Genomic DNA, 22,774 nt, shown 5'->3' with positions numbered 1-22,774 from the left:
GTTCACGCATCTTCTCCCAGCGCGCCGAGCGCGGCATCGAGCAGGGCGTCCGGCTGGGCATGGGCGGCGAAGGCATCCGCGACGAATGCGCGCACCAGCAGTTTTCGCGCTGTTTCGGGCGGAAGTCCGCGCGCCGCCATGTAGAAGGCCGCCGCTTCGTCCATCTGGCCGATGGCGGCGCCGTGAGCGCATTTGACATCGTCGGCGAAGATCTCGAGCTCGGGCTTGGTGTTCGCGCTCGCCCCGCGGCTAAGGAGGAGAGCCTTGAAGCTCTGCGCCGCGTCGGTCTTCTGCGCATCGCGCGCGACCGCGATGCGGCCGAGGAAGTTGCCCGTCGCAGTGTCCCAGTGGACCGCGCGAACGACCTGGTCGCTCGACCCGCCAGGTTCGGCGTGGGTCACGCGGGTGACCACTTCACGGGTCACGTCTTCTCCGCCGATAGTCACGCTGCCGAATTGGAAATGCGCGCCTTCGTGCAGGGTCACTTCGACTTCGAGCCGCGTGTATCTCGCCGCCGACAGGACCGCGAACAATTCAGCCCGGGCGCCGGCTTTCACGTCGATGCGCAAACGGTGGACGCCGGGAAAAGCATCGTCGAGGATCAGGTCCTTCGAACGCACTTCGCCCGGGGCCAGCACCGTTTCGTGCCACGAATCCAGATCTGCCGCCTGCAGCCCGCCGAGAGCCGCCGGATCGGCGTAGCGCCAGTTCTCGTCGCGCGTGGTCGGGAGAGCTGCGAGGGTCATCCCCGCCCCCGCCTGATCGCCAGTTCCGCGATGCCTTGTCCGCGATGCTGTTTCATGCACGGCTGCAGGGTCGCGAGCTTCGCGGAAATCTGCCGCTTCTTCTCGTCCACGGTGGCCTTGCTGTCCGCAATCGTCTTAAGCGCGGGATAGGCCGGTTTCACGCAGGCGATCATCGATGCGCAGCCGAGCGCGTCGATCTCCTGGTCACCGCTCGATCGGATCGTCTTGCAGGCGATCTTCCCGTCCGCAGCGCCCCAGGCACCGCGCCATTGCTCAAGCTTGCCGGCGATGATCGGAACTTGGGCGGCAACTTTCGGGTCGATCTCGCGCGGCGCGGTCGCCGGTGCGGCAGCCTGGGCCGCGAGCAGGAGGATGGCAGCGAAAGTGTTCATGCCGCCACCGCCTCGTAGCCTTCGGTTTCAAGCTGCCGCGCGAGCTCCGGTCCGCCGGAGGTGACGATGCGTCCTTTCGCGAGCACGTGGACCTTGTCCGGCTTCACGTAATCGAGCAGCCGCTGGTAATGGGTGATGAGGAGCACGCCCTTGTCGGGCTTCCTCATGATTGCGTTGATGCCTTCGCCCACCGTGCGCAGCGCATCGATGTCGAGCCCGCTGTCGGTTTCGTCGAGCACCGCGAAGGCGGGATCGAGGATCCCCATCTGCACCATCTCGGCGCGTTTCTTCTCGCCGCCGGAGAAGCCGACGTTCACCGGGCGCTTGAGCATGTCCATGTCCAGCTTCAGCAAGCCGGCCTTTTCGCGCGCCAGTTTGAGGAAGTCACCCCCCGAAAGAAGCGCTTCATTTCGCGCCGAACGCTGCGCATTAAGCGCTTCACGCAGGAACTGGACGTTCGAAACGCCCGGAATCTCGACCGGGTATTGGAAACCGAGGAACAGCCCCGCCGCCGCCCGCTCGTGCGGCTCCAGTGCGAGCAGGTCGTGCCCTTGAAACGTCACCGATCCCGCCGTCACCTCGTAGCCGGGCCGCCCGCCAAGGACATAGGCGAGCGTCGACTTGCCGGCGCCGTTGGGTCCCATGATCGCGTGCACTTCGCCCGCCCCGACTTCGAGGCTGAGGCCCCGGAGAATCTCGGTTTCGCCGACGGTGGCGTGAAGGTTTTCGATTCTGAGCATGGTCACTGGGTCAGTCCGGAAAAGTTGGCGACCGCCTGGGCGATCTCGGTGTTGAGCGCGCGGATCGCGCGGGTCTTCGCGGCTTCGGCGTCATTGCCCGAAAGCCCCTCGGCAGCGGCCTTCACGCGCTGATCCTTCACGCGCCGGATCTGCGCACCGCAGTAAGCGCGCACCTGGATCACGGCGGCTTCAAGTTGGGTCTGACCGGTGCCCGACGCGCCCGCGAGCAGGCATCCGCGCAGGCGCGATTCGGCAAGGTCGGCCGGGATGTCGTCGGCGACGGCGGGGGCGGCGAGCGCGAGGACGGCGAAGAAAGGCAGGAGGCTTTTCATTTGACCACCTCAAAGTTCCAGGGACCGTCACCCTGAACTCGTTTCGGGGTCCATCGCGCCCCAGGCGCCGTCGGCGCGGGAGGAGAGATGGATGCTGAACCAGGTTCAGCATGACAATGGGGTGTGGGGGTGAGCATCACCGCTTCGGCCTCGACCAGTCCTGCCGCGGGTTCGCCGCCGCGTGTTCGCGCGCGCGGCTTTTCTTGTCGGCCATGCGCATTTTCATGCCGGCGGTGATCCGCGCGAGCACGGCGTCCATGTCCTCGAGAATATCGCTCGCCTTCACCCGCATCACGCGGATGCCGACCGCTTCCAGGCTCTTGTCGCGCCGCGTCGCGATGGCCGGATCCACCCCTTCCTCGTCGATCGACAACGCCATGCCGAGCATCGGGCAGCCGAAATCGACGATCGCGGAGCCGATTACCGCGTGGCGGGTGAACTTGTACTTGCCGAGATCGGCCTTGGCGAAACGCTCGGCGAGCGCCTTGTGCGCCGGGCTCGAATGCCGCCGCATCTCGCGCGCCCGGTCGTGCAGCGCATCGAGGCGCTTCTCCGAGATTTCCCAGCCCCGCCCCTTCTTCCTGATCGCGGGAGCGGCTGCGTCCGTCTTTACGCCGAGAGTCTTGCGCTCGGTCATCCGACGGACCCCTCGAGCGAAATCGCCAGCAGCTTCTGGGCCTCGACGGCGAACTCCATCGGCAGTTCCTTGAGCACGTCCTTGGCGAAGCCGTTGACGATCAGCGCGACGGCTTCCTCCTGCCCCAGCCCGCGCTGCATGGCGTAGAACAGCTGGTCGTCGCTGATCTTGGAAGTGGTCGCCTCGTGCTCGATCTGCGCGGTGGGGTTCTTCACCTCGATGTAGGGCACCGTGTGTGCGCCGCACCTGTCGCCCAGCAGCAGCGAATCGCACTGGGTGAAGTTGCGCACGCCATCGGCATTGGCGGCGACGCGAACGAGGCCGCGGTAGGTGTTGTTGCTCTTGCCCGCCGAAATGCCCTTGGAGATGATCGTCGAGCGGCTGCCGCGCCCGTTGTGGATCATCTTGGTGCCGGTGTCGGCCTGCTGGAAATTGTTGGTGACCGCGACCGAGTAAAATTCGCCAACCGAGTCCTCCCCGTTGAGGACGCAGCTCGGATACTTCCAGGTGACGGCGCTGCCGGTCTCGACCTGGGTCCACGAAATCTTCGACCGCGCGCCCTGGCAGAGGCCGCGCTTGGTGACGAAGTTGTAGATCCCGCCGCGTCCCTCGGCGTCGCCCGGATACCAGTTCTGCACGGTCGAATACTTGATCTCGGCATCGTCGAGCGCGACCAGTTCGACCACCGCGGCATGGAGCTGGTTCTCGTCGCGCTGGGGCGCGGTGCAGCCTTCAAGGTAGCTGACGTAGGCGCCCTTCTCGGCAATGATCAGCGTGCGCTCGAACTGGCCGGTGTTCTCGGCATTGATGCGGAAATACGTGCTGAGCTCCATCGGGCAGCGCACGCCTTCGGGGATGTAGACGAACGTCCCGTCGGAAAAGACCGCGCTGTTCAATGTGGCGAAGTAGTTGTCGCGCACCGGCACGACCTTGCCGAGCCAGCGCCTGACCAGTTCGGGATGCTCGCGGATCGCCTCGCTGATCGACAGGAAGATGACGCCCGCGCGCTTCAGCTCCTCGCGGAAAGTCGTCGCGACGCTGACCGAATCGAACACCGCGTCGACCGCGACCTTGCGCGCGCCCTCGACCCCCGCGAGCACTTCCTGCTCCGCCACCGGAATGCCGAGCTTGTCGTAAACCGCCTTGATCTCGGGATCGAGTTCATCGAGCGAACCCAGCTTGGGCTTCGGCTTGGGCGCGGCGTAGTAATAGGCATCCTGGTAATCGATCGCCGGGTAGCCGAGCTTGGCCCAGTCGGGCTCGGTCATCGTCTGCCACAGGCGGAACGCCTTGAGGCGCCAGTCGAGCATCCACTCGGGCTCGTTTTTCTTGGCGCTGATGAAGCGGACGGTGTCTTCATTGAGACCCTTGGGCGCGAACTCGGTGTCGATCTCGGCCGACCAGCCATGCTCGTAGTCGGCGGCGCGATCGGCCGCCTCGCGCGCTGCGCGGTCCTGCACATCCGTCGCCATGTCGATGTCTTCGCTCATCTTTCTCAATGCCTGCTCAGCTGGATCAGCGAGACGTTCGCCAGCGCCCCGCGCAACGCCTCGTTCACCACCGGCCAGTGCGGACGAACCGCGCACCCGGCCTCGACCGCGCAATCGCCCCGTCCTTCGCTGCACAACGTCAGCGCGATCGGACCTTCGACCGCTTCGACGATGTCGGCCAAGGTGATCGCCGCCGCGGGACGGGCGAGCTGGAGCCCGCCGTTGGCCCCGCGCGTGGAGCGCAGCAGGCCCGCCGCCGTCAACCGGCTGACCAGCTTGGCCACCGTGGGGGCGGGCAACCCGGTTTCCGCGGCCAATTCGGCCGCGCTGGTGCGTCCCCCACCGCAATGACGGGCAGCAGCGCCCATCGTGACAACAGCGTAATCGGCGAGATTGGAAAGGCGCATGGACGCGGCTGGGCCTAATCGGATTGAATTGGTCCGATTACCTAGTCCCAAGGAGACACCGTTTCAACACGCAATGCTTTGTTGCGAATCGTTTTCATCGGTCGGCCGGAACGGGCCTGCACGGGCCGCGTTGGCCCCTCGTTACAGGGGGCCCGTTACAGGAGATTGAGCGATGGCCGATTTCAACAAGGATGGCGGCACCGTTCCCATGCTGCTCGCGGGTGGAGCCGGGTTGTTGCTGGGCCTGCTCGCCAACCCGGCACGCAAGCTGGCAGTCCAGACTCCGACGATGCTGAAGGGCGCGTGGGACGAGGCGCTCGCGGCCGAGCACAAGGCGACGCTCGCGCTGATCGGCGTGATCGAGAAAACGGATCCGGATGACACGGCGCGCCGGTCGATCCTCCTGGCCCAACTCAAGCACATGATCGGCAAGCACTCCTTCCAGGAGGAGAACACCGTCTACGCCTCGATGCGGCAACGCGAATTGCTCGCGGCCGCGCAAGGGCTGAACGAAGACCATGCCGGCGTGAAACAGTTGCTGTTCGAGTTGACCGAGATGCAGCGCGACGATGCACGGTGGCTGGAAAAAGTTCGCGCGCTGCGAAACGAGCTGGAAGAGCACATGGCGCTTGAAGAAAACGAGCACTTTCCGAAACTTCGCGCGGCGCTGAACGAGCAGGAAAACGGCGAATTGACAAAGGCAATGAATAAGGAAGGGCTCAAGCTCGCCTGAATGCAGAGCCGTTACTGGAAGAGGCGAAAAAAAGCGGCCCCGGTAAAAGAACCGAGGCCGCTTGAAAGTAGAGGAACTCGTCGCTGGAAGCTTCGAGCCCTTCGGGTCGCACGGTCTTATTAGCTGAGTCGCTGGCCATCGCATTGTATGAAAGCGACAGCTTTGATGGATGATTCAGCCATTTTCGTCCAAAATCGATACATCTGCGCGGCGCTCGACAGTGAACCCGGTTCTTGGCAGAGGCGGTGGCTCGGATGGTGTACCGCCTCATAGCCCCTGCCCTCTTCGCGCTCGAGCCCGAGGCTGCGCATCGGCTTACGATGGGCGCCCTGGGCCTGGTGCCTGCGCCGGGACCGGCTGCCGCCGGTCCGCTGGCGATTCGCGTGGCCGGCCTCGACTTTCCCAACCCCGTGGGACTCGCTGCGGGATTCGACAAGGATGCCGCCGTCCCTGACGCTGTGCTGCGGCTCGGCTTCGGCTTTGCCGAAGTCGGTTCGATCACTCCGCGTCCCCAGCCTGGAAACCCTCGTCCGCGTCTGTTCCGCCTGAGAGAAGACCGCGCCGTCATCAACCGCATGGGATTCAACAACGGCGGAGCGGTGGCAGCGCTCGCCCGCCTGACGAAGCGCAAGCGACGCGGCGTGGTTGGGGTGAACGTCGGCGCGAACAAGGATTCTTCCGACAGGATCGCCGACTATCTGGCGGGGATCGCGACCTTTGCGCCGGTCGCCGATTACCTGACGGTCAACATCAGTTCGCCCAACACGCCGGGTCTGCGCGACCTCCAGGCCGAAGGGGAACTGGCGGCATTGCTTTCGGCCATCGCCGCCGACCGCCGGCCGGCCGACCCGCCGGTATTTCTCAAAGTCGCGCCGGATCTGGCAGATGGCGACCACGAACGGATCGTCCGGGCGGCGATCGACAACGGGATTGCCGGGCTGATCGTGGCCAATACCACCATCAGCCGACCGCCACTCCGCTCCGCCCATGCGGGCGAGAAAGGCGGCCTGTCGGGCGCGCCGCTGCATGATCTGGCGCTCGCGCAGCTGCGGCGTTTTCGCTCCGTTGCGGGCGGTCAGCTGCCGCTGATCGGCGTGGGCGGCATCGCCAGCGCCGAGCAGGCATGGGAGCGCATCCGCGCAGGCGCTACTCTCGTCCAGCTTTACACCGCGCTGGTTTATGAAGGCCCCGGTCTTGCCCGACGCATCACGCGCGGGTTCGAGGCGCTGATGCGGCGCGACGGGTTCAATTCGATTGCCGAGGCGGTGGGAAGCGAATAGCCGTGGCGGCCATGGCTCGCCGCTTCCTCCTGTCCGCCTTCGCGCTGCCGCTTCTCGCCGGTTGCGCCACCCTTCCCGCCCCGGTTGCCGATCACGTCCCGCCCGGCGACGCGGCGGCTCCCGCCACAGGCCTGGTTTCGGCAGCCGACCCGCGCGCGGTCGAAGCCGGGATGGCCATGCTCCGCCAGGGCGGCAGCGCGACCGACGCAGCGATCGCGACGATGCTCGCACTCACGGTGGTCGAACCGCAGAGCTCGGGCATCGGCGGCGGCGGCTTCTTTGTACGCGGCGACGCGGCGGGTCACGTCTCCACCATCGACGGGCGCGAGACGGCTCCAGCCGGCGCGACGGGGGACTGGTTCTTCGGGCCTAATGGCAAGCCGCTGCCCTTCCCCCAGGCCCAGGCGAGCGGCCTGAGCGTCGGGGTACCGGGCAACCTCCGCCTGGCCGCCCGGGCGCACAAGGAAAACGGCAAGCTTCCCTGGAGCGCCCTGTTCGCCCCGGCGATCGCGCTTGCACGAGATGGCTTCGCAATCTCCCCGCGCCTTCATGACGCGCTCGATGGCGAGCGGGCGACAGGCGCGCGCGATGCCGATGGGCGGGCGCTGTTCTACGACCCCGGTGGCCAGGCGCTGCCGGTGGGAACCACGGTGCGGAACCCAGCTCTGGCGAGCACGATGCAGCGGCTGGCCAGCGATGGCGCGGACGCTTTCTACGAAGGGGCGCAGGCGCGCGCGATCGCCGCCGAAGTGGCTGCCGACACGCCCCGGCCCCGCCCGATGACCGTCACCGACGTGACCAGCTACAGCGCGAAGGACCGCCCGCCGGTTTGCGGCACGTACCGGACCTATCGCATCTGCGGAATGGGTCCGCCCTCCTCCGGGGCGACCACGGTCTATGCCATCCTCAAGCAGCTTGAACGTTTCGACCTCCAGGCGATGGGGCCCGATTCGCCGACTTTCTGGCACCTTTTCGCCGAATCGCAGCGGCTCGCCTACGCCGACCGGGAGAAGTTCTCGGGCGATGCCGATTTCGTCACCGTGCCGGTCGCGGGAATGACCGATCCCGATTATCTCGCGGCCCGCGGTAGCCTGATCGCGGCCGACCGCACCATGCCCGCGGTGACGGCGGGCCCTGTTCCGGGCGCGTTGGCTTTGGCCGATGGGGACGAGCCCGAAGAGCACGGGACTTCGCACTTCGTCGCCATAGACCGCTGGGGCAACGGGGTCAGCTATACCTCCACCATTGAAAGCGCCTTCGGGTCGGGCCTGGTGGTGGACGGTTTCTATCTCAACAACGAGCTGACCGATTTCAGCAACGTGCCGAGCGTCAACGGCGTGCCTGTCGCCAACCGGGTCGAGGGTGGCAAGCGTCCGCGCAGCTCGATGAGCCCGACGCTTGTCTATGATGCCGCTGGCCGCCTCATGATCGCAGTCGGCGCGGCGGGCGGTGCGACGATTCCCGTGCAGACGGCCAAGAACCTGATCGCCATGATCGATTTCGGCCTGGCTCCCGACCGGGCGCTGGCGCTGCCGGTGCTGTTCAGCCCCGGCGACACGGTGATCGTCGAAGAGGGGACATCTCTTGCCGCGATGGCTCCCGCTCTGCGGGCCCTGGGACACAAGGTCGAAGCGCGCAGGCTGCCGCTCAAGGCCAACGCCGCCAGGCGGATCGGCGGAGCCTGGGTGGGAGCCGCGGATCCGCGCAGCGAGGGCGCCTGGAAGGCGGAGTAGCCTCCGCTTGCCGCTGGCGCGCGCCCGCCCTAAGTCCCCGTCCCTGAACGGCAAGACGGTTTGAGGGAGCCAGAGCCTTGCAGCTGAGCGATATCGATTCCGCCAACAATCTCGTCGCGCTCTTCCTCAGGCGGGCCGACACAAGGGGGGATCGTCCTTTCCTGGGCGCGAAGAGCGGCGGCGAGTGGCGCACGCGTTCGTGGCGCGAAGTGGCCGAACAGGTGTGCCTGCTTGCCGAGAGCCTGCGCCGGCTGGGTCTGGGGGATGGCGATCGGGTGGCGCTTGTCTCTGAAAACCGCCCCGAATGGTGCATCGCGGACCTGGCGATCATGGCCGCTGGCTGCGTTACCGTGCCGGCCTACGTCACCAATACGGAGCGCGATCACCAGCACATCCTCGATAATTCTGGCGCGAGGGCGGTGATCGTATCGACCGAAAAGCTATCGGTGCCGCTCATCCCGGCGATGATGCGCACCGGGATCGCGGAAATCGTCATACCGATCGACGGCATCCGCCAGTACCAGGGCGGCCAGATTGCCTGCCACCCCTGGGAAACGCTGCTCGAGGGCGACACGACCGAAGCGCGGCGGGCGGTTGATTCCCGTATCTCCGGCATCGGCCGCGGCGATACCGCCTGCATCATCTACACCAGCGGCACCGGCGGCGCGCCGCGCGGCGTGTTGCAGCACCACGGCGCGATCCTGTGCAACGTTGCGGGGGCGGCCGAAGTGCTCGCGCAGGATTTCGGGCTTGACGACGACGAGCGCTTCCTCTCGTTCCTGCCGCTGTCCCATGCCTATGAACACACGGGTGGGCAGTTCCTCCCTATCGGATGCGGGGCGGAGATCTTCTATTCGGAAGGGCTCGAGAAGCTCGCCAGCAATATCGAGGAGACGAAGCCGACGATCATGGTCGTGGTCCCGCGCCTGTTCGAGGTGCTGCGCGCGCGGATAATGAAGCTGGTCGAAAAGCAGGGCAAGGTGCCCAATTACCTCATGACCCGCGCACTGGAGATCGCCGGCCAGCCGAGGAAGCGCCTGCGCGACCGGCCGATCGACCTCGTCATCGAGAAGCTGCTGCGGCCCAAGATCCGCGCGCGTTTCGGCGGGCGGATCAAGGCGATGGTTTCGGGCGGTGCGCCGCTTAACCCCGAAGTCGGCACCTTCTTCGAGGCGATGGGGCTGACGATGCTGCAGGGCTACGGTCAGACCGAAGCCGGCCCGGTCATCAGCTGCAACCGCCCCAGGGCGGGTATCAAGATGGACACGGTCGGCCCGCCGCTCAAAGGGGTCGAGGTCAGGATTGCCGAGGATGGCGAGATCCTCGTCCGCGGCGAGCTGGTGATGCATGGCTACTGGCAGAACAAGGCCGAAACCGAGAAGGCGCTCAAGGACGGCTGGCTCCACACCGGTGATATCGGCCACCTGGACGCGCAGGGCCGCATCGTGATCACCGATCGCAAGAAGGACATGATCGTCAACGACAAGGGCGACAACGTGGCCCCGCAGAAGGTGGAGGGCATGCTGACGCTCCAGCCTGAGATCGCCCAGGCGATGGTCAGCGGCGACCGGCGGCCTTACCTGGTGGGCCTGATCGTCCCGGATGCCGAATGGGCGCTTGAGTGGGCCAAGGCAAACGACGAAAAGCTGGATTTCAAGGCGCTGCAGGACCTGCCCGCGTTCCGCAGCGCGGTACGCGCGGCGGTCGACCGGACGAACAAGGAGCTGTCGGTGATCGAGAAGGTCCGCCAGTTCGCCTTCGCGGACGAGCCGTTCACCACCGACAACGAGGAAATGACCCCGAGCCTCAAGATACGCCGGCACAAGATCCGCGAGCGGTATGGCGCGCGGATGGACGCTCTCTACAAGAGCTAGGGCGCCCTGCGCTTGCATGCGGCATCGACATGACCGAGCCGCGCCCCCAATACGCGCTGCAGGGTATCGAGCGCGGCCAGCCTCTCCAGCATGTCGGTAACCTGCAAGGTGAGGTTTTTCTCGACCGGCCCCTTGTCCATGGCCGTCCATATCACGGTCACGGAGCGGGCGCCGACGCGGAATCGCCCATGAGACAATGCATTTCGCTCGTCCCAGCGGGACTGAAGATCCTCGAGCGATGCAAGCGCAGGCAACTGGCGCTGCTCGAAATCGTTTTTCCGTAGCGCCAAGATAAGCGCGTTCAGCCGCACCTTGGGGAGGGGCGCAAATGCGTTATCGCACAGCGCGATGCGATGCTGCGCGAGGCATTTGAGGGACCTGAGAACGAAATGCTCGGTCCGGGCGTAGCGCTCGATCATCGCGCCGCGCCAAAGCGGGGCCACGTTGCGCAGTGGCTCGCCCGCGACATCGAACTGAGAATGGTTGCCTAAGGCTGACATCGCTCCGTTTTATGAGCGAATTCCTTAAGCGAAGCTTCCCTCAGGCAGCCTCCCGCTCGATATATTCCGGGTAGAAGCTCGGAGCACGATCGCTCCACCCGGGCGCGGTGGCGGCGGCTTCGCTCAGGCTCTGCAGCAGCACCTTGCGGCGGCTCGGGCGGATCTGCGGCAGCGCGGCCGCGGCGCAGAACGCGCTCGGCAGCCAAGGCCGCGCATCGGCGCCGAGCAGGCGCTCGTAGAGGAAGCGGAAGGCGGAAAAGCACTCGATCCGCTCTTGCGCCAGGTCGAACGCAGCGACGCGGGTCAGCTTGCCGATAAACCCTTCGACCGCCTCGAACGCGGTTTCTGCGGGCACGCTGGAGCGCAGGAGCTTTAGGTCCTGGTAGGCGACGTACTGGCTGCGGATCGCCGCACACTCGTCGGCGCTGCGCGCCCACAGCTTGAAGGCATCTTGCCGTCCCAGGCCGATGTCCAGGCTGCGGCGGATGTAGCGCTGCTCGGCACAGGTGAAGCTGGCGAACTCGCGCATCTCGCAAATCGTCAGCGATGCGGCATTCTTGACGGCCATGCTGCCTACCCCCTCAATATGGCCAAGGATCGCCCCACGTGGTTAATATCGCGTTAGCCACGCACGGGGAACGATTCAGCGCCCGAGGTGCTGGTAAGGCCATGAAGCTCGACTTTGCCCTTGCCCACCGTCCCTTTCCCGAAACCCGTCTTCAGCCTGCTTTTGTCCGCGTGCGCGGCGAAACGCACCGATTGACCGACGTAGCCCTGTGCACCCCGCGCTACCTGGCGCCAGTGCCCTGTTGTTCGGTTACGAAAGAAGCTCTCCGCGAGGGATATTCGACCGACAACGCGCGGGCAGTGGCACAGCATGGTCGCCTGCGCGAACTCTTGCAGGCCAGCGGGGTGCGCTGCCATTCGCTGCCGCCAGCGGCGGGTCAGGCGGACATGTGCTTTACCCGCGATGCCGCGGTCGCCACGCCATGGGGGCTCGTCGCGCTGCACCCCGCGCTCGACCACCGAGCGAGCGAAGTCGACAAGATCGCCGGCTGGGCTACCTCCGCGCTGGGCGAGAGGCCACGCCGCATCCGTCAGGGCCGGATCGAAGGCGGCGACGTGTGCATTGCCCGCCCGGGACTCTTGATCATCGGGGTATCGGGCGCACGCACCGACGAGGCTGGCGCCGCCGAATTCGCCGCGCCATTCGAGGCCGATGGCTGGGATGTGCTGCGCTACCGGTTCGACGAGCACTTCCTCCACCTCGACACGATCTTCTGCATGCTCGACGAGAAACACGCACTCGCGTGCACCGATGTCCTCGACGATGCTTTCATGGCGGAGCTGGCCGCGCGCGGGATCGCGCTGATCCCGGTCACCTACAAGGAGGCCCGCCGCCTCGGCTGCAACGTCCTGTCGATCGACGGACATTCGATCATCGCCGCCGCTGGTACTCCGCGAGTGGCCCGGATGATGCGCGAACACGGCTTTACCGTGCACGAGCTCGAACTCGACGAACTGACCGCGTGCGGCGGCGGCGTCCATTGCCTGACGATGCCGTTGCAGCGCGAAGGCTGAGCGCCGCAGCACGCGGCCGCTGTCACTGCCGTCCTAGATCAGTCCTGCCAGCGGGCTGGACGGATCGGCGTACTTGCGGGTCGCCATCCGCCCGGCGAGGTAGGCCTCGCGCCCGGCCTGGACGGCGAGCTTCATCGCCCGGGCCATGCGGATCGGATCCTTCGCCTCTGCAATTGCGGTGTTCATGAGGACGCCGGTACAGCCAAGCTCCATCGCCACCGCCGCATCGCTCGCGGTGCCGACTCCCGCATCGACCAGGACCGGCACTCGCGCCCCTTCCACGATCAGTCGGATGGTGACGCGGTTCTGGATTCCGAGCCCCGAACCGATCGGAGCGCCAAGCGGCATGACCGCAACCGCGCCGGCATCCTCGAGCTGCTTCGCGGCGATTGGATCGTCGGTGCAGTACACCATCGGCAGGAAACCTTCGTTCGCGAGGACCTCAGTCGCCTTCAGCGTTTCGCGCATGTCGGGATAGAGCGTGCGCGCTTCGCCCAGCACCTCGAGCTTGACGAGATCCCAGCCGCCCGCTTCGCGCGCCAGGCGGAGCGTGCGGATCGCGTCCTCGGCGGTAAAGCAGCCGGCGGTGTTGGGGAGGTAGGTTGTCTTTTGCGGATCGATGAAATCGGTCAGCATCGGCGCATTCGGATCGCTGACGTTGACCCGGCGCACGGCGACGGTGACAATCTCGGCGCCCGATGCCTCCAGCGCGGCGGCGTTCTGGGCGAAGTCCTTGTACTTGCCGGTGCCGACGATCAGGCGCGAGGTGAAGCGGCGCCCGGCTATTTCCCACGAATCCCCGTGATCGCCTCCGCCGACGAAATGGACGATCTCCAGCACGTCGCCTTCGGTAACGGCAATCCGGGCCAACTGCGAACGCGGGGCGATTTCGCCATTGCGCTCGACCGCGACTTTCTCGGGCACGAGCCCCAGTTCGCGAACAAGGTCGGCGACGGTGGCGGCGGTGGTGCGGCGGCTTTCGCCGTTAACGATCAGGTTCAGCGCTGCAGGCATTCCCGCCAGATAGCGAACAGCGCCGCCCAAGCAAGGCGCTGGCGCGCAAGTTGAGGATGTGCCCCAGCGATACCAGCGCGACGCCGATGATCGTCAGCACCGCCTCCTGGTAGCCATGCGGCATGGCCAGCGCGCCGCCCATGAATGACAGGCCGGTCATCGCGGTGACGAATGGGACAGCGCGGCGATGACGCAGCGCCCCGAGACCGATCGCCACCGCAGCGATTATCGTCGCCAGCGCGAGGCCGGCCTCGTGGATGCGGGGATTGGCGAGCAGGCTCCCGCCGATGCCGAGCATGGAGACGAGCGCGAGGGTCGCGAGGCAGTGCACCACGCACAACGCGGACAGCGTGATACCGACGCGGTCGATCCGGTTGCGAATCGAGGCAAGAAGCGTGTTCGCCATGACGTGCGGACTATCTATGTAACGCTGTATCGTTACGCAAGGCACGCACTTAAGAGCAGCTTGCGATTCGCGTCGGGCGGACGCACAAGCGCGCCCGATGGACGCAGCAATGCAATCCCCCCGCCGCGCAGCGTTGGAAACGGACCGTGGCCGGCCGCGCGCCTTGGCCCTGTGGCTCCTGGCAGTGGCGGCACTCGTGACCGCGATGGTGGTGGTCGGCGGCATCACCCGGCTGACTGAATCGGGCCTGTCTATTACCGAATGGAAGCCGGTCACGGGCGCCCTCCCCCCACTGAGCGATGCGCAGTGGAACGCGGAGTTTGCCGCCTACCAGCAGATCGGCGAATACCGGCAGATCAACGGGCCGGCGGGCATGAGTCTGGCCGATTACAAGTTCATCTATTTCTGGGAGTGGAGCCATCGGCTGCTCGGGCGGATGATCGGCCTCGCCTTCGCGCTGCCGCTTGCCTGGTTCTGGCTCCGCCGCGCGATTCCTGCGGGCTACAAGCCGCGTCTGCTCGCGCTGCTTGCGCTGGGCGGCCTGCAGGGCGTGTTCGGCTGGTACATGGTGAAGTCCGGCCTTTCGGAACAAGTGACCGATGTCAGCCACTTCTGGCTCTCCATCCACCTTCTGACAGCGTTGTTCACGCTCGCGGGGCTGGTGTGGGCCGCGCTCGACCTGCTGGCGCTCGAGCGCGACCGGCTGGCTCGCCCGGCACGGTTGACCGTGCTGGGAACGGTGACGGCGGTCGTGCTTGCCTTCCAGCTTCTCCTGGGAGCCTGGGTCGCCGGATTGAACGCCGGGTTGGCTTCGGACACCTGGCCCCTGATGCAGGGGCGGCTGGTGCCCGAGTACGATACGTCGCACGGGTTCCTCTGGGCGGCGGCGCACGATCCTTTCCTGATCCATTTCCTCCACCGCTGGTGGGCCTGGGTGGTCGTCGCCGCGATGGTCGTGCTGGCGCGCAGGGTGCGCTCGATCGAGCGGCCCGCCTCGATCGCGCTGCACAGCGCCTTCGGCACGCAGATCATCCTCGGCATCGCGACCGTGATGACCGGGGTAGCCCTGTGGCTTGCCGCCCTGCACCAGCTGGTGGGAGCGCTGGTGGTGGTGTCTACCGCATGGTGCGCCCACGCGGCGGGGCGCGGTGTAGCGCCTCTGGCGCGATGACCGCGCTGATCTGGTGCCCTTTCCCTGACGAGGATAGCGCCGTGCGCGCGGCGAACCAGTTGCTCGACGAAAAGCTGATCGCCTGCGCCAACCTCATCGGCACAGTCCGATCGCTGTATCAGTGGAACGACGAGCGCGGCGACGCGAGGGAAACCGGCGCACTGTTCAAGACCGATGCGGCCCTGCTCGAAAAGGCGGTCGCCCGCCTTGAACAGATCCACCCGTACGAGGCGCCGGCAATCCTGGGCTGGCGCTGCGATGCGGCCGCTCCGGCGACGGCGCAATGGCTGGCGGAGCTGGGTAAATAAGCTTACGGTATTATTTTACCTCTCCGCAAACCCGCGGTTTTGCTTGACTGAAAGCACCCTTATCGCCAGATGCGCCGCTTCCCGCGGGGATTCGCGGTAACACATCTCGTCAACAAGGTAGCATCAGCCATGAAGGCGCTCAGCAAGACCACCCGGTCGATCAAGCCGGCCGAGGTCGAAAAGAAGTGGCACCTGATCGATGCCGACGGCCTCGTCGTCGGCCGTCTCGCCACGATCATCGCCAACATCCTGCGCGGCAAGCACAAGCCGAGCTTCACTCCGCACGTCGATTGCGGCGATCATGTTATCGTGATCAACGCCGACAAGGTGAAGTTCACCGGCAACAAGCTCGGCGACAAGAAGTACTACAAGCACACCGGATACATCGGCGGGATCAAGGAAGTGACCGCTGCCAAGGTGCTTGAAGGCCGCTTTCCCGAGCGGGTGCTGGAAAAGGCCGTCGAGCGCATGGTTCCGCGTGGTCCGCTTGGCCGCCAGCAGATGAAGGCGCTGCACCTTTATGCCGGCACCGAGCATCCGCACGCCGGCAACCAGCCCGAGACGCTCGACGTCGCTTCGATGAACCGCAAGAACAAGGTCACCGCGTAATGACCCCGCAAGACTCTGGCTCAGACACCGGCTCGCAGAACACCGTGTCGGATCTCGCCGACCTCAAGAACCTGTCGACCGGCGCCGCCGATCCGGCGAGTGAAGCTGCTCCTGCCAGTGCCGGCTTCACCCCCGTCACCAGCAACGCCCCGCTGCGCGAGCAGGAGCTCGACAAGCAGGGCCGCGCCTATGCCACCGGTCGCCGCAAGGACGCCGTGGCCCGCGTGTGGCTCAAGCCCGGCAGCGGCAAGATCGTGGTCAACGGCCGCGACCAGGAAGTCTACTTCGCGCGTCCGACCCTGCGCCTGGTTATCAACCAGGTGTTCGGCCTGACCGACCGCGATGGTCAGTACGATGTGATCGCCACCGTCAAGGGCGGCGGCCTTTCGGGCCAGGCGGGCGCCGTGAAGCACGGCATCGCCCAGGCGCTGAGCAAGTACGAGCCCACCCTGCGCGCGACCGTCAAGGCCGCCGGCTTCCTCACCCGCGACCCGCGCGTCGTCGAGCGCAAGAAGTACGGCCGCGCCAAGGCCCGCCGCAGCTTCCAGTTCAGCAAGCGCTAGATCTCTTTTTCCGCGACGGCGGAATTGGGAAGGGCGGCTCCGAAAGGGGCCGCCCTTTTTCCATTCCGCTTCAGATCAGTGCACCGGCGGATCGGTTCGCGGGACGGCGCCAACCGGCGCGACAGGCTCACCCGGCTCGCGCGGCGGCATGGCGTCTTCGGGAACCTGCTCGATCTTCATCGCCTCGGTCGGCACGTCCTGCAGGTTACGGGCTTCGACGCACAGGCGGCCATCGGGTTCGAAACGCAGCTCGTTGAAGCTCTGCGGAGTGGAGCGGATGCGCTGCGACAAGGTGCCAGCTCCGATCATCCGCACCGGCCCGTTCACCGTTTGCTCGGTCATGTCGAACGGATCGTGCACATGGCCCGACAGCACTGCCGTGACCTTGCGCCTGGCGAGTTCGGCCAGGGCCCGCGTGCCACCGTGGGTCAGGGCGGTGCCCTTGGTGCCGACCTCGACCAGCGGGTGGTGTACGGTCACGAGCACTCTTTTGCCAGCCGGCAGGGCATCGATGGCGTTGAGACACTTTTCCAGCGCCGCGTCGCTGACCCAGCCCTTCGACCAGTCGAGCCGCGGCTGCATGCGGGCGGCGGTCTTGAGCGGCACGATCGCGATGCCCGGCAGGTCGAGCTCCTTCTCCACCACCGATTCCATGCCTCTGAACTTCTTGTAAGGGTCGAAAAAGCGTTCAAAGAGGTTGAAATACGGCAAGTCGTGGTTGCCCACCTCCACCGTGACCGGCGCTTGCAGGCCAAGGATCCAGTCTCGCGCGGCGGCGAACTCGCGGGTGCGGGCGCGCATGGTAAGATCGCCGGTAATCAGCACCGCGGCCGGTTTGCGCTCCGCGATCTCTCCCGCGACCCAGTCCAGCGATCGGTTGTGTTCGAGCCCGAAGTGAATGTCGGACAGGTGAAACAGCAAAGTCCTATCGGGCATCGGCGAGCCCAAGCAGATCGCAATCGAGCGTGTCGAGCGAAAAAGTCAGGCTGCTGGCGGCTTCGCTGCGTTCCCCGTCGACCATCAGCGGGATAGGCTCTCCGGCGAGCGACCGGCAGATCACCGTGTCCGCCATCCCGAGATCGTCATGGGGTCCTTCGCGGAAATCCCGCTTGAGAATGGCTATCCCCTGCTGGACGTAATCTCCCAGGCCTTCCGCGCCGTAGCCCTCGATTTCGATTCCTGTGCCCCTCGGGCAGAGGCGTATGCCAGCATAACCTTCGTCGCGCCCACCGCCTGGAGAGGCAAGGGCGATCATCGGGCCTACCGTGCTGGTGGCAGCCGCGTCCCATCCCTTGGCGATCACCTCGCCGATGTTGGCCTCGCGGATTCCCTCGCGCACGTCGGCCCACTTCGCACCAGGTCCTGCAAGCAGTTCCGTCAGGGCGAGCACGCCGGCCCCGCGGATGCACTTGCGACGCGTCGGCACCAGCCGTCCTTCTCCCAGCAGGCCGACGATCGCCAGCGGATCGCGCTCGCCGAACATCTCGCGCGCGAGCAGGTTGAACGTGCCGCCGGGCAATGGAAGGGCTGCGCCGGCGAACCCTTCGAGACCGCCGATCGTCCGGCTGATGGTCCCGTCACCGCCGTGAATCACGACCAGAGCCAGTCCTGCCGCGTTTGCCGCTGCTCCGTCGGGAGTTCCGTCCTTGCAGTCCAGCACCTTGGCGGGCCGGCGCCCAGCCGCGCCCATCGCCCGGACGAGAGCATCGAGCAGCGCCTCGTCGTGGCTTCCGCTCGCGCCGTTGTAGATGAACCAGGTTTCGTCGGAGTCCCTCATGCCCACACAAGTGCCTCTGGACCGCTGCGGTTCCGCCGCATCGTCAAACCCGTCGAGTCAGTATCAGCCAGGCGGCCAGTGCGTTGAGTACCGAATAGCCACAATATGCCCACACGGCCCAGTTCCAACCCTCGGCGGCGAGCAGGAGCGCTGCAAGCAGCAGCAGGAATTCGGTGAGCAGGGTGAGCCGCCCGCCGAGCAAGTGAAGGAACCACGGGCTGCGCCCAAGCATCGGATGTCCGCTGCCGAGAACGGCTCCATGCATCGCGAAATTGCCGATACCGAGCAGGAAGACGAGCGCCAGTGCCATGCCCCCGGAATGTGGGTGGCGGTTCGTCGATTGGCAACGGCGGTCGGTCCGGCTCTGTCGGCACGCCGTCGGCCGCGCTTACGGGCATCGAGCCATCCGGGCAGGCGGTCGAGCACTGAGCGACCCGTGCCCGGGAGGGCGGTATTCCAATAGTCAGGCGGTTGCCCGATGCCATCCCCGGAGGGGCGACCGCCGCCACCAAGGGAGAAAACAAGATGCGACTGAATACGATTGCGTTCGCTGCCGTTGCTCTCGCTGCCGCGACACCCGCCATGGCGCAGGACTTCGTGGTCCCGTACCACGATCTCGACCTGTCCGACGCTCAGGACCAGGCGAAACTGGAGCGCAGGATCGACCAGCGCGCGCGAGACTATTGCCTCGTCGACGCGAAGCGTACCGGTTCGCGGGTTCGGCACGCATCCGTCACCGCATGCTACGCCAACCTCCGCCTTGCTGCGCGACAGCAGATGGCGTCGATCGTCTCAGAGGTTCAGAAGGGCGGTTGATGAGCTGCCGCAGGCGCGGCTTTGCTTCGACGCGAAGCCGCGCTAGCGGCCAGCCATAGCCTTCACCTTGGCAAGGTAGGTCCGGCCGATCCGCAAGGTCGTGCCGTCCTCCAGTTCGATCGACCAGACGCCAAGGCCGTCGTGCCGCAGCCCGCGAATGCAATCGCGCCGCAAGATGGTCGAGCGGTGGATGCGGATGAACTCGGCAGGGTCGAGCCTGGCCTCAAGCCCCGCGATCGTCTGCAATAACAGGTAGCTGCGATCACCTACATGCAGTCTCACGTAATCGCGCTCTGCATCGATACGCGAGACTTGCGCAACCTCGATGCGCAGAAGCTCGGCGCGATGGGGAACCCATAGTTCCTCCAGCCAGGTGCCCTCGGCCGGCCGGCCTTGCGAACCGCGGCGCGCCAAAGCCCGGTCGACCGCCCTGCGCAGCCGTTCCGGAGCCACCGGCTTGAGCACGTAATCCACTGCGTCGAGATCGAAGGCTTCGACTGCAAAGTGCTCGTGCGCGGTCACGAAGATGACCGCCGGCCGTTTCGGCTGGCGAGCGAGCTTGCGCGCGACCGCAAGGCCGTCCACCTCGGGCATGGTAAGGTCGAGCAGGACCAGTTCAGGAGCCAGCGCCTCGATCAGCCGGAGCGCAGCCGCACCGTCGCTGGCAGTGCCGACCACGCGAAGCTCCGGCAGGCGGGCGCAGATCACCTGCATCCGCTCCACCGCCAGCGGTTCGTCATCGACGATAAGAGTGCGCAGGCCCGGTGCGGCGTCGACTTCAGTCATGCCGCACCAGCGGCAGGCGCAGTTCGCTGCGGTAGCCACGCTCGACCGGTCCCGAAACTATCATCGCATCCTCCCCGAACCGGGCGGCCAGCCGGTCGCGAACATTGGCGAGGCCGATCCCGAAACCCTTTCCCGGATCCTTGGGCAGGCCGGGCCCGTCATCGCTGACGGTGACTACCAGGCGTCCGTATTCGGACCGCGCGGCAATCTCCACTGTCACCGGCCGGCTGCTGGCCGCGACCGCATACTTGACCGAATTCTCTACCAGCGGTTGCAGGATCATGCCGGGTATCCGGGCATCCGCCAGTTCTTCGGGAAGCTCGATGCGTACGCGAAGGCGGTCGGGAAAGCGCAGCGCCTCGACCGACAGGTAATGCCGCTGAAGATCTATCTCGTCCGCAAGACCCACGTCGCCGGTGGGATCCTCGGCGAGGCTATGGCGATAGAAGCTGGACAGGCCCTGGATCATCTCTTCCGCGCGTTCCGTCTTGCCGGTCATCACCAGCGAGGACAGCGAATTGAGCGTGTTGAAGAGGAAGTGCGGATTGACCTGGTAGCGCAGCGAACGCAGCTCGGCGGCCCGCGCGGCGCTGCGGAAACTCGCCTCGCGCCGCTCGGCCGCGCGGGTGCGCTCGCCGCCGAGCAGCGTAAAGTAGAGCGCCGCCCAGGCAAGCAGCAGGAAGTAGCGGCTCAAGGCAAGATCGAGCAGCGCGACCAGGCGCGATCCGCCTTCGTCTTCACCGGGAAGCAGTATCTGCGCGCGGGGATTGTCGGACCCCAGGGGATCGTCACCCGCAGGGTCGCCCCCCTTGGCCGGGGCGGGTCCTTCGATAATGAGGTTGCCCGATTGGTCGCGGCGCAATGCGTAGCCCTGGCGCTCGATGATCTTGGCGTTCACTCGCTCCTGCACGTCCGCGAACACGCGTTCGTTGGTAAAGGCGATCAAGCCGGCGGCGGGCATCGCCAGCGCCAGCGCGGCGACGATCTGCACCCACAATCGCTGACGATCGAACAGGCGCAACATCAGAAAGAGGACCAGCGTGATCGCCATCCCGGCGAGGGTGACGAGTCCGCGCCGCCAGAAAAGTTCGGACTGCAGTTCGAGCCCCACAGCCGAGCGGATTGTGGTCAGCACGAGATAGCAGACCCAGAGCCCGACGATCGAGGCGATCACCATGCGCAGAGGCACGCGCACGGGCGCTTCGGAATCGACGAGGTTCATCGGCCCCGCTTGTGCAGCGTCCGCCGATGGCACGCCAGCGCGCGCGTCGAACGCGGTCGGCGTTTCATCGACGCAGGTCACGCAGTCGGCAACAGATGCTCGGCAGCGATCTTCGCGCGCCACTCGGCGGGAGCGAGGGTGTGGACATTGGCGCCGGTGGAATCGACCGCGACGGTTACCGGCATGTCGGTCACCCGGAATTCGTAGATCGCCTCCATCCCGAGGTCCTCGAACGCCACCACCCGCGCCTCGCGGATCGCCCGGCTTACCAGATAGGCCGCGCCGCCGACCGCCATCAGGTAGGCGACCTTGTGCCGCGCGATTTCCTGCACCGCGCCCTGCCCTCGCTCCGCCTTGCCGATCATGGCCAGCAGGCCGAGCTGAAGCATCGTGTCCGTGAACTTGTCCATCCGGGTCGCCGTTGTCGGCCCGGCAGGACCGACCACCTCACCCATCACGGGGTCGACCGGACCGACGTAGTAGATTGCGCGCCCCTTGAAGCTCACGGGCAGCTCCTCGCCCTTTGCCAGCATATCGGCGATGCGCTTGTGTGCGGCGTCGCGCCCGGTCAGCATCGCGCCGTTGAGCAGCAGCCGGTCGCCCGCCTTCCAGCTCTGCACTTCCTCGGGCGTCAGGTGATCGAGATCGACGCGCCTCGCTGCGGCGTCAGGCTGCCAGTGCACTTCGGGCCATTGGTCCAGGCTCGGCGGTTCCAGAAACGCCGGGCCGGAACCATCGAGGGTAAAGTGCGCGTGGCGGGTGGCAGCGCAGTTGGGGATCATCGCCACCGGCTTGCCCGCTGCATGGCAAGGCCAGTCGAGGATCTTTACGTCGAGAATCGTCGCCAGGCCGCCCAGACCCTGCGCACCGATGCCGAGCGCGTTCACCTTGTCGAATATCTCGATCCGCAGCGCCTCGAGGTCGTTCTGAGGGCCGCGCGCCTTGAGCTGCGCCATGTCGATCGGCTCCATCAGGCTCTGCTTGGCGAGCCTGACGCAGTGTTCGGCAGTGCCGCCGATGCCGATGCCGAGCATCCCTGGCGGACACCAGCCGGCGCCCATCTGCGGCAGCATCTCAAGCACCCAGTCAACGATCGAATCGCTGGGATTCATCATCTTGAACTTCGACTTGTTCTCGCTGCCGCCTCCCTTGGCGGCGACGTCGACGGAAACGGTGTTGCCCGGCACCATTTCCACCGACAGCACGCAGGGCGTGTTGTCGCGGGTGTTGCGGCGGGTGAACGCGGGGTCGGCGAGGACCGAGGCGCGCAGCTTGTTCTCCGGGTGGTTGTAGGCGCGGCGCACGCCTTCATCGACCACGTCCTGCAGGCTGCGGCTTGAACCCAGCCGGCAATCCTGTCCCCATTTCACGAAGACGTTGACGATGCCCGTGTCCTGGCAGATCGGCCTGTGGCCTTCGGCGCACATTCGGCTGTTGGTGAGGATCTGCGCGATTGCGTCCTTTGCCGCCGGGCCCCGCTCCGCCTCGTAAGCCGCGCCGAGCGCGCGGATATAGTCCATGGGGTGGTAGTAGCTGATGAATTGCAGCGCGTCCGCGACGCTCTCGACGAGATCCTCCTCCCGGATCGTCACCGGATCGGCCATATTCAAGTCGCTCATCGAAACCTATCCCTTGCCCGCAGATTCGCAACAGCCCG

Annotated in this window: 27 protein-coding genes; 10 read left to right on the top strand and 17 right to left on the bottom strand. The window is 66.1% G+C overall.

What is annotated here, in order from left to right:
- Positions 1-2 precede the first annotated feature (2 nt).
- From IEW58_RS12565 to IEW58_RS12535, 7 genes are all read right to left on the bottom strand, one after another.
- Positions 3-746 (bottom strand): SufD family Fe-S cluster assembly protein, encoded by a 744-nt coding sequence (locus tag IEW58_RS12565; protein WP_188645428.1) that lies wholly within the window; start codon positions 744-746, stop codon positions 3-5.
- Positions 743-1,138 carry a hypothetical protein gene (locus IEW58_RS12560; protein ID WP_188645427.1) on the bottom strand — a complete coding sequence of 132 codons (396 nt, stop codon included), beginning with the start codon at positions 1,136-1,138 and terminating at the stop codon, positions 743-745. The genes IEW58_RS12565 and IEW58_RS12560 overlap by 4 nt, the downstream gene beginning before the upstream one ends.
- Positions 1,135-1,878 (bottom strand): Fe-S cluster assembly ATPase SufC, encoded by a 744-nt coding sequence (gene sufC / locus IEW58_RS12555; protein WP_188645819.1) that lies wholly within the window; start codon positions 1,876-1,878, stop codon positions 1,135-1,137. Before sufC ends, IEW58_RS12560 begins: the two co-directional genes overlap by 4 nt.
- Before the next feature lie 2 nt (positions 1,879-1,880).
- Positions 1,881-2,210, bottom strand: coding sequence for a hypothetical protein (locus tag IEW58_RS12550; protein WP_188645426.1), 330 nt, complete (start codon positions 2,208-2,210; stop codon positions 1,881-1,883).
- Between the two features lie 136 nt (positions 2,211-2,346).
- On the bottom strand, positions 2,347-2,847 hold the full coding sequence (locus IEW58_RS12545; RefSeq protein WP_188645425.1) for an endonuclease domain-containing protein: 501 nt from the start codon (positions 2,845-2,847) through the stop codon (positions 2,347-2,349).
- Positions 2,844-4,337 carry a Fe-S cluster assembly protein SufB gene (gene sufB / locus IEW58_RS12540; protein WP_229658581.1) on the bottom strand — a complete coding sequence of 498 codons (1,494 nt, stop codon included), beginning with the start codon at positions 4,335-4,337 and terminating at the stop codon, positions 2,844-2,846. The genes IEW58_RS12545 and sufB overlap by 4 nt, the downstream gene beginning before the upstream one ends.
- A 5-nt stretch (positions 4,338-4,342) precedes the next feature.
- Positions 4,343-4,744: an SUF system Fe-S cluster assembly regulator gene (locus tag IEW58_RS12535; protein WP_188645424.1), complete on the bottom strand. Its 402-nt coding sequence runs from the start codon at positions 4,742-4,744 to the stop codon at positions 4,343-4,345.
- Positions 4,745-4,916: 172 nt separating this feature from the next.
- Here IEW58_RS12535 and IEW58_RS12530 point away from each other — a divergent pair, with 172 nt between their 5' ends.
- The 4 genes from IEW58_RS12530 to IEW58_RS12515 all read left to right on the top strand — a co-directional run bounded on the left by IEW58_RS12530 (position 4,917) and on the right by IEW58_RS12515 (position 10,364).
- Positions 4,917-5,477 (top strand): hemerythrin domain-containing protein, encoded by a 561-nt coding sequence (locus IEW58_RS12530; RefSeq protein ID WP_229658580.1) that lies wholly within the window; start codon positions 4,917-4,919, stop codon positions 5,475-5,477.
- 254 nt (positions 5,478-5,731) lie between these two features.
- Positions 5,732-6,757, top strand: coding sequence for a quinone-dependent dihydroorotate dehydrogenase (locus IEW58_RS12525; protein ID WP_188645423.1), 1,026 nt, complete (start codon positions 5,732-5,734; stop codon positions 6,755-6,757).
- A gap of 11 nt (positions 6,758-6,768) precedes the next feature.
- Positions 6,769-8,490, top strand: a complete 1,722-nt coding sequence (gene ggt, locus IEW58_RS12520) for a gamma-glutamyltransferase (RefSeq protein ID WP_188645422.1) — start codon at positions 6,769-6,771, stop codon at positions 8,488-8,490.
- Between the two features lie 77 nt (positions 8,491-8,567).
- On the top strand, positions 8,568-10,364 hold the full coding sequence (locus IEW58_RS12515) for an AMP-dependent synthetase/ligase (protein WP_188645421.1): 1,797 nt from the start codon (positions 8,568-8,570) through the stop codon (positions 10,362-10,364).
- Here IEW58_RS12515 and IEW58_RS12510 read toward each other — a convergent pair.
- Positions 10,361-10,864 (bottom strand): hypothetical protein, encoded by a 504-nt coding sequence (locus IEW58_RS12510; protein ID WP_188645420.1) that lies wholly within the window; start codon positions 10,862-10,864, stop codon positions 10,361-10,363. The two genes, IEW58_RS12515 and IEW58_RS12510, sit on opposite strands and share 4 nt — an antisense overlap.
- Before the next feature lie 40 nt (positions 10,865-10,904).
- Entirely contained in the window at positions 10,905-11,432 is a 528-nt protein-coding gene (locus IEW58_RS12505; protein WP_188645419.1) for a hypothetical protein, read from the bottom strand.
- A gap of 101 nt (positions 11,433-11,533) precedes the next feature.
- Between IEW58_RS12505 and IEW58_RS12500 the strand changes: the two genes are divergently transcribed.
- Positions 11,534-12,445, top strand: coding sequence for a dimethylarginine dimethylaminohydrolase family protein (locus IEW58_RS12500; protein WP_188645418.1), 912 nt, complete (start codon positions 11,534-11,536; stop codon positions 12,443-12,445).
- 33 nt (positions 12,446-12,478) lie between these two features.
- On the opposite strand, the gene thiS is transcribed toward IEW58_RS12500, so the two are convergent.
- Both thiS and IEW58_RS12490 read right to left on the bottom strand, forming a co-directional pair.
- On the bottom strand, positions 12,479-13,459 hold the full coding sequence (gene thiS / locus IEW58_RS12495; protein ID WP_188645417.1) for a sulfur carrier protein ThiS: 981 nt from the start codon (positions 13,457-13,459) through the stop codon (positions 12,479-12,481).
- A complete protein-coding gene (locus IEW58_RS12490) occupies positions 13,431-13,865 on the bottom strand; it encodes a MerC domain-containing protein (RefSeq protein WP_188645416.1) in 435 nt (144 codons plus the stop codon). The genes thiS and IEW58_RS12490 overlap by 29 nt, the downstream gene beginning before the upstream one ends.
- 97 nt (positions 13,866-13,962) lie before the next feature.
- Here IEW58_RS12490 and IEW58_RS12485 point away from each other — a divergent pair, with 97 nt between their 5' ends.
- The 4 genes from IEW58_RS12485 to rpsI all read left to right on the top strand — a co-directional run bounded on the left by IEW58_RS12485 (position 13,963) and on the right by rpsI (position 16,516).
- On the top strand, positions 13,963-15,036 hold the full coding sequence (locus IEW58_RS12485; RefSeq protein WP_229658579.1) for a COX15/CtaA family protein: 1,074 nt from the start codon (positions 13,963-13,965) through the stop codon (positions 15,034-15,036).
- Positions 15,033-15,344 (top strand): divalent-cation tolerance protein CutA, encoded by a 312-nt coding sequence (gene cutA, locus IEW58_RS12480; protein ID WP_188645415.1) that lies wholly within the window; start codon positions 15,033-15,035, stop codon positions 15,342-15,344. Before IEW58_RS12485 ends, cutA begins: the two co-directional genes overlap by 4 nt.
- A 129-nt stretch (positions 15,345-15,473) precedes the next feature.
- A complete protein-coding gene (gene rplM, locus IEW58_RS12475) occupies positions 15,474-15,953 on the top strand; it encodes a 50S ribosomal protein L13 (RefSeq protein ID WP_188645414.1) in 480 nt (159 codons plus the stop codon).
- The gene (gene rpsI / locus IEW58_RS12470; protein ID WP_188645413.1) at positions 15,953-16,516 is read left to right on the top strand and encodes a 30S ribosomal protein S9; all 564 of its coding nucleotides are present in this window, start codon (positions 15,953-15,955) and stop codon (positions 16,514-16,516) included. Before rplM ends, rpsI begins: the two co-directional genes overlap by 1 nt.
- A 75-nt stretch (positions 16,517-16,591) precedes the next feature.
- Here rpsI and IEW58_RS12465 read toward each other — a convergent pair whose 3' ends face one another.
- From IEW58_RS12465 to IEW58_RS12455, 3 genes are read right to left on the bottom strand one after another with little or no spacing between them, the layout of a single operon-like run.
- Positions 16,592-17,452 carry a metallophosphoesterase family protein gene (locus IEW58_RS12465; protein ID WP_188645412.1) on the bottom strand — a complete coding sequence of 287 codons (861 nt, stop codon included), beginning with the start codon at positions 17,450-17,452 and terminating at the stop codon, positions 16,592-16,594.
- Entirely contained in the window at positions 17,442-18,293 is an 852-nt protein-coding gene (locus tag IEW58_RS12460) for a diacylglycerol kinase family protein (RefSeq protein ID WP_188645411.1), read from the bottom strand. Before IEW58_RS12460 ends, IEW58_RS12465 begins: the two co-directional genes overlap by 11 nt.
- A 43-nt stretch (positions 18,294-18,336) precedes the next feature.
- Entirely contained in the window at positions 18,337-18,603 is a 267-nt protein-coding gene (locus IEW58_RS12455; RefSeq protein ID WP_188645410.1) for a hypothetical protein, read from the bottom strand.
- Positions 18,604-18,818: 215 nt separating this feature from the next.
- On the opposite strand from IEW58_RS12455, the gene IEW58_RS12450 reads away from it, so the two are divergent.
- Complete coding sequence (locus tag IEW58_RS12450; protein WP_188645409.1) at positions 18,819-19,109, top strand: UrcA family protein; 291 nt, start codon at positions 18,819-18,821, stop codon at positions 19,107-19,109.
- Between the two features lie 42 nt (positions 19,110-19,151).
- Here IEW58_RS12450 and IEW58_RS12445 read toward each other — a convergent pair whose 3' ends face one another.
- From IEW58_RS12445 to IEW58_RS12435, 3 genes are read right to left on the bottom strand one after another with little or no spacing between them, the layout of a single operon-like run.
- Entirely contained in the window at positions 19,152-19,895 is a 744-nt protein-coding gene (locus IEW58_RS12445) for a LytR/AlgR family response regulator transcription factor (RefSeq protein ID WP_188645408.1), read from the bottom strand.
- Positions 19,888-21,198 carry a sensor histidine kinase gene (locus IEW58_RS12440; RefSeq protein ID WP_229658578.1) on the bottom strand — a complete coding sequence of 437 codons (1,311 nt, stop codon included), beginning with the start codon at positions 21,196-21,198 and terminating at the stop codon, positions 19,888-19,890. Before IEW58_RS12440 ends, IEW58_RS12445 begins: the two co-directional genes overlap by 8 nt.
- Positions 21,195-22,721: a fumarate hydratase gene (locus tag IEW58_RS12435; protein WP_188645814.1), complete on the bottom strand. Its 1,527-nt coding sequence runs from the start codon at positions 22,719-22,721 to the stop codon at positions 21,195-21,197. The genes IEW58_RS12440 and IEW58_RS12435 overlap by 4 nt, the downstream gene beginning before the upstream one ends.
- Positions 22,722-22,774: the final 53 nt, after the last annotated feature.

This window comes from Tsuneonella deserti (genome assembly GCF_014644315.1).
GTDB lineage: Bacteria > Pseudomonadota > Alphaproteobacteria > Sphingomonadales > Sphingomonadaceae > Tsuneonella > Tsuneonella deserti.
The sequence above is the reverse complement of the archived record's forward strand: the minus strand, read 5'-3'. Positions and strand labels throughout refer to the sequence as shown.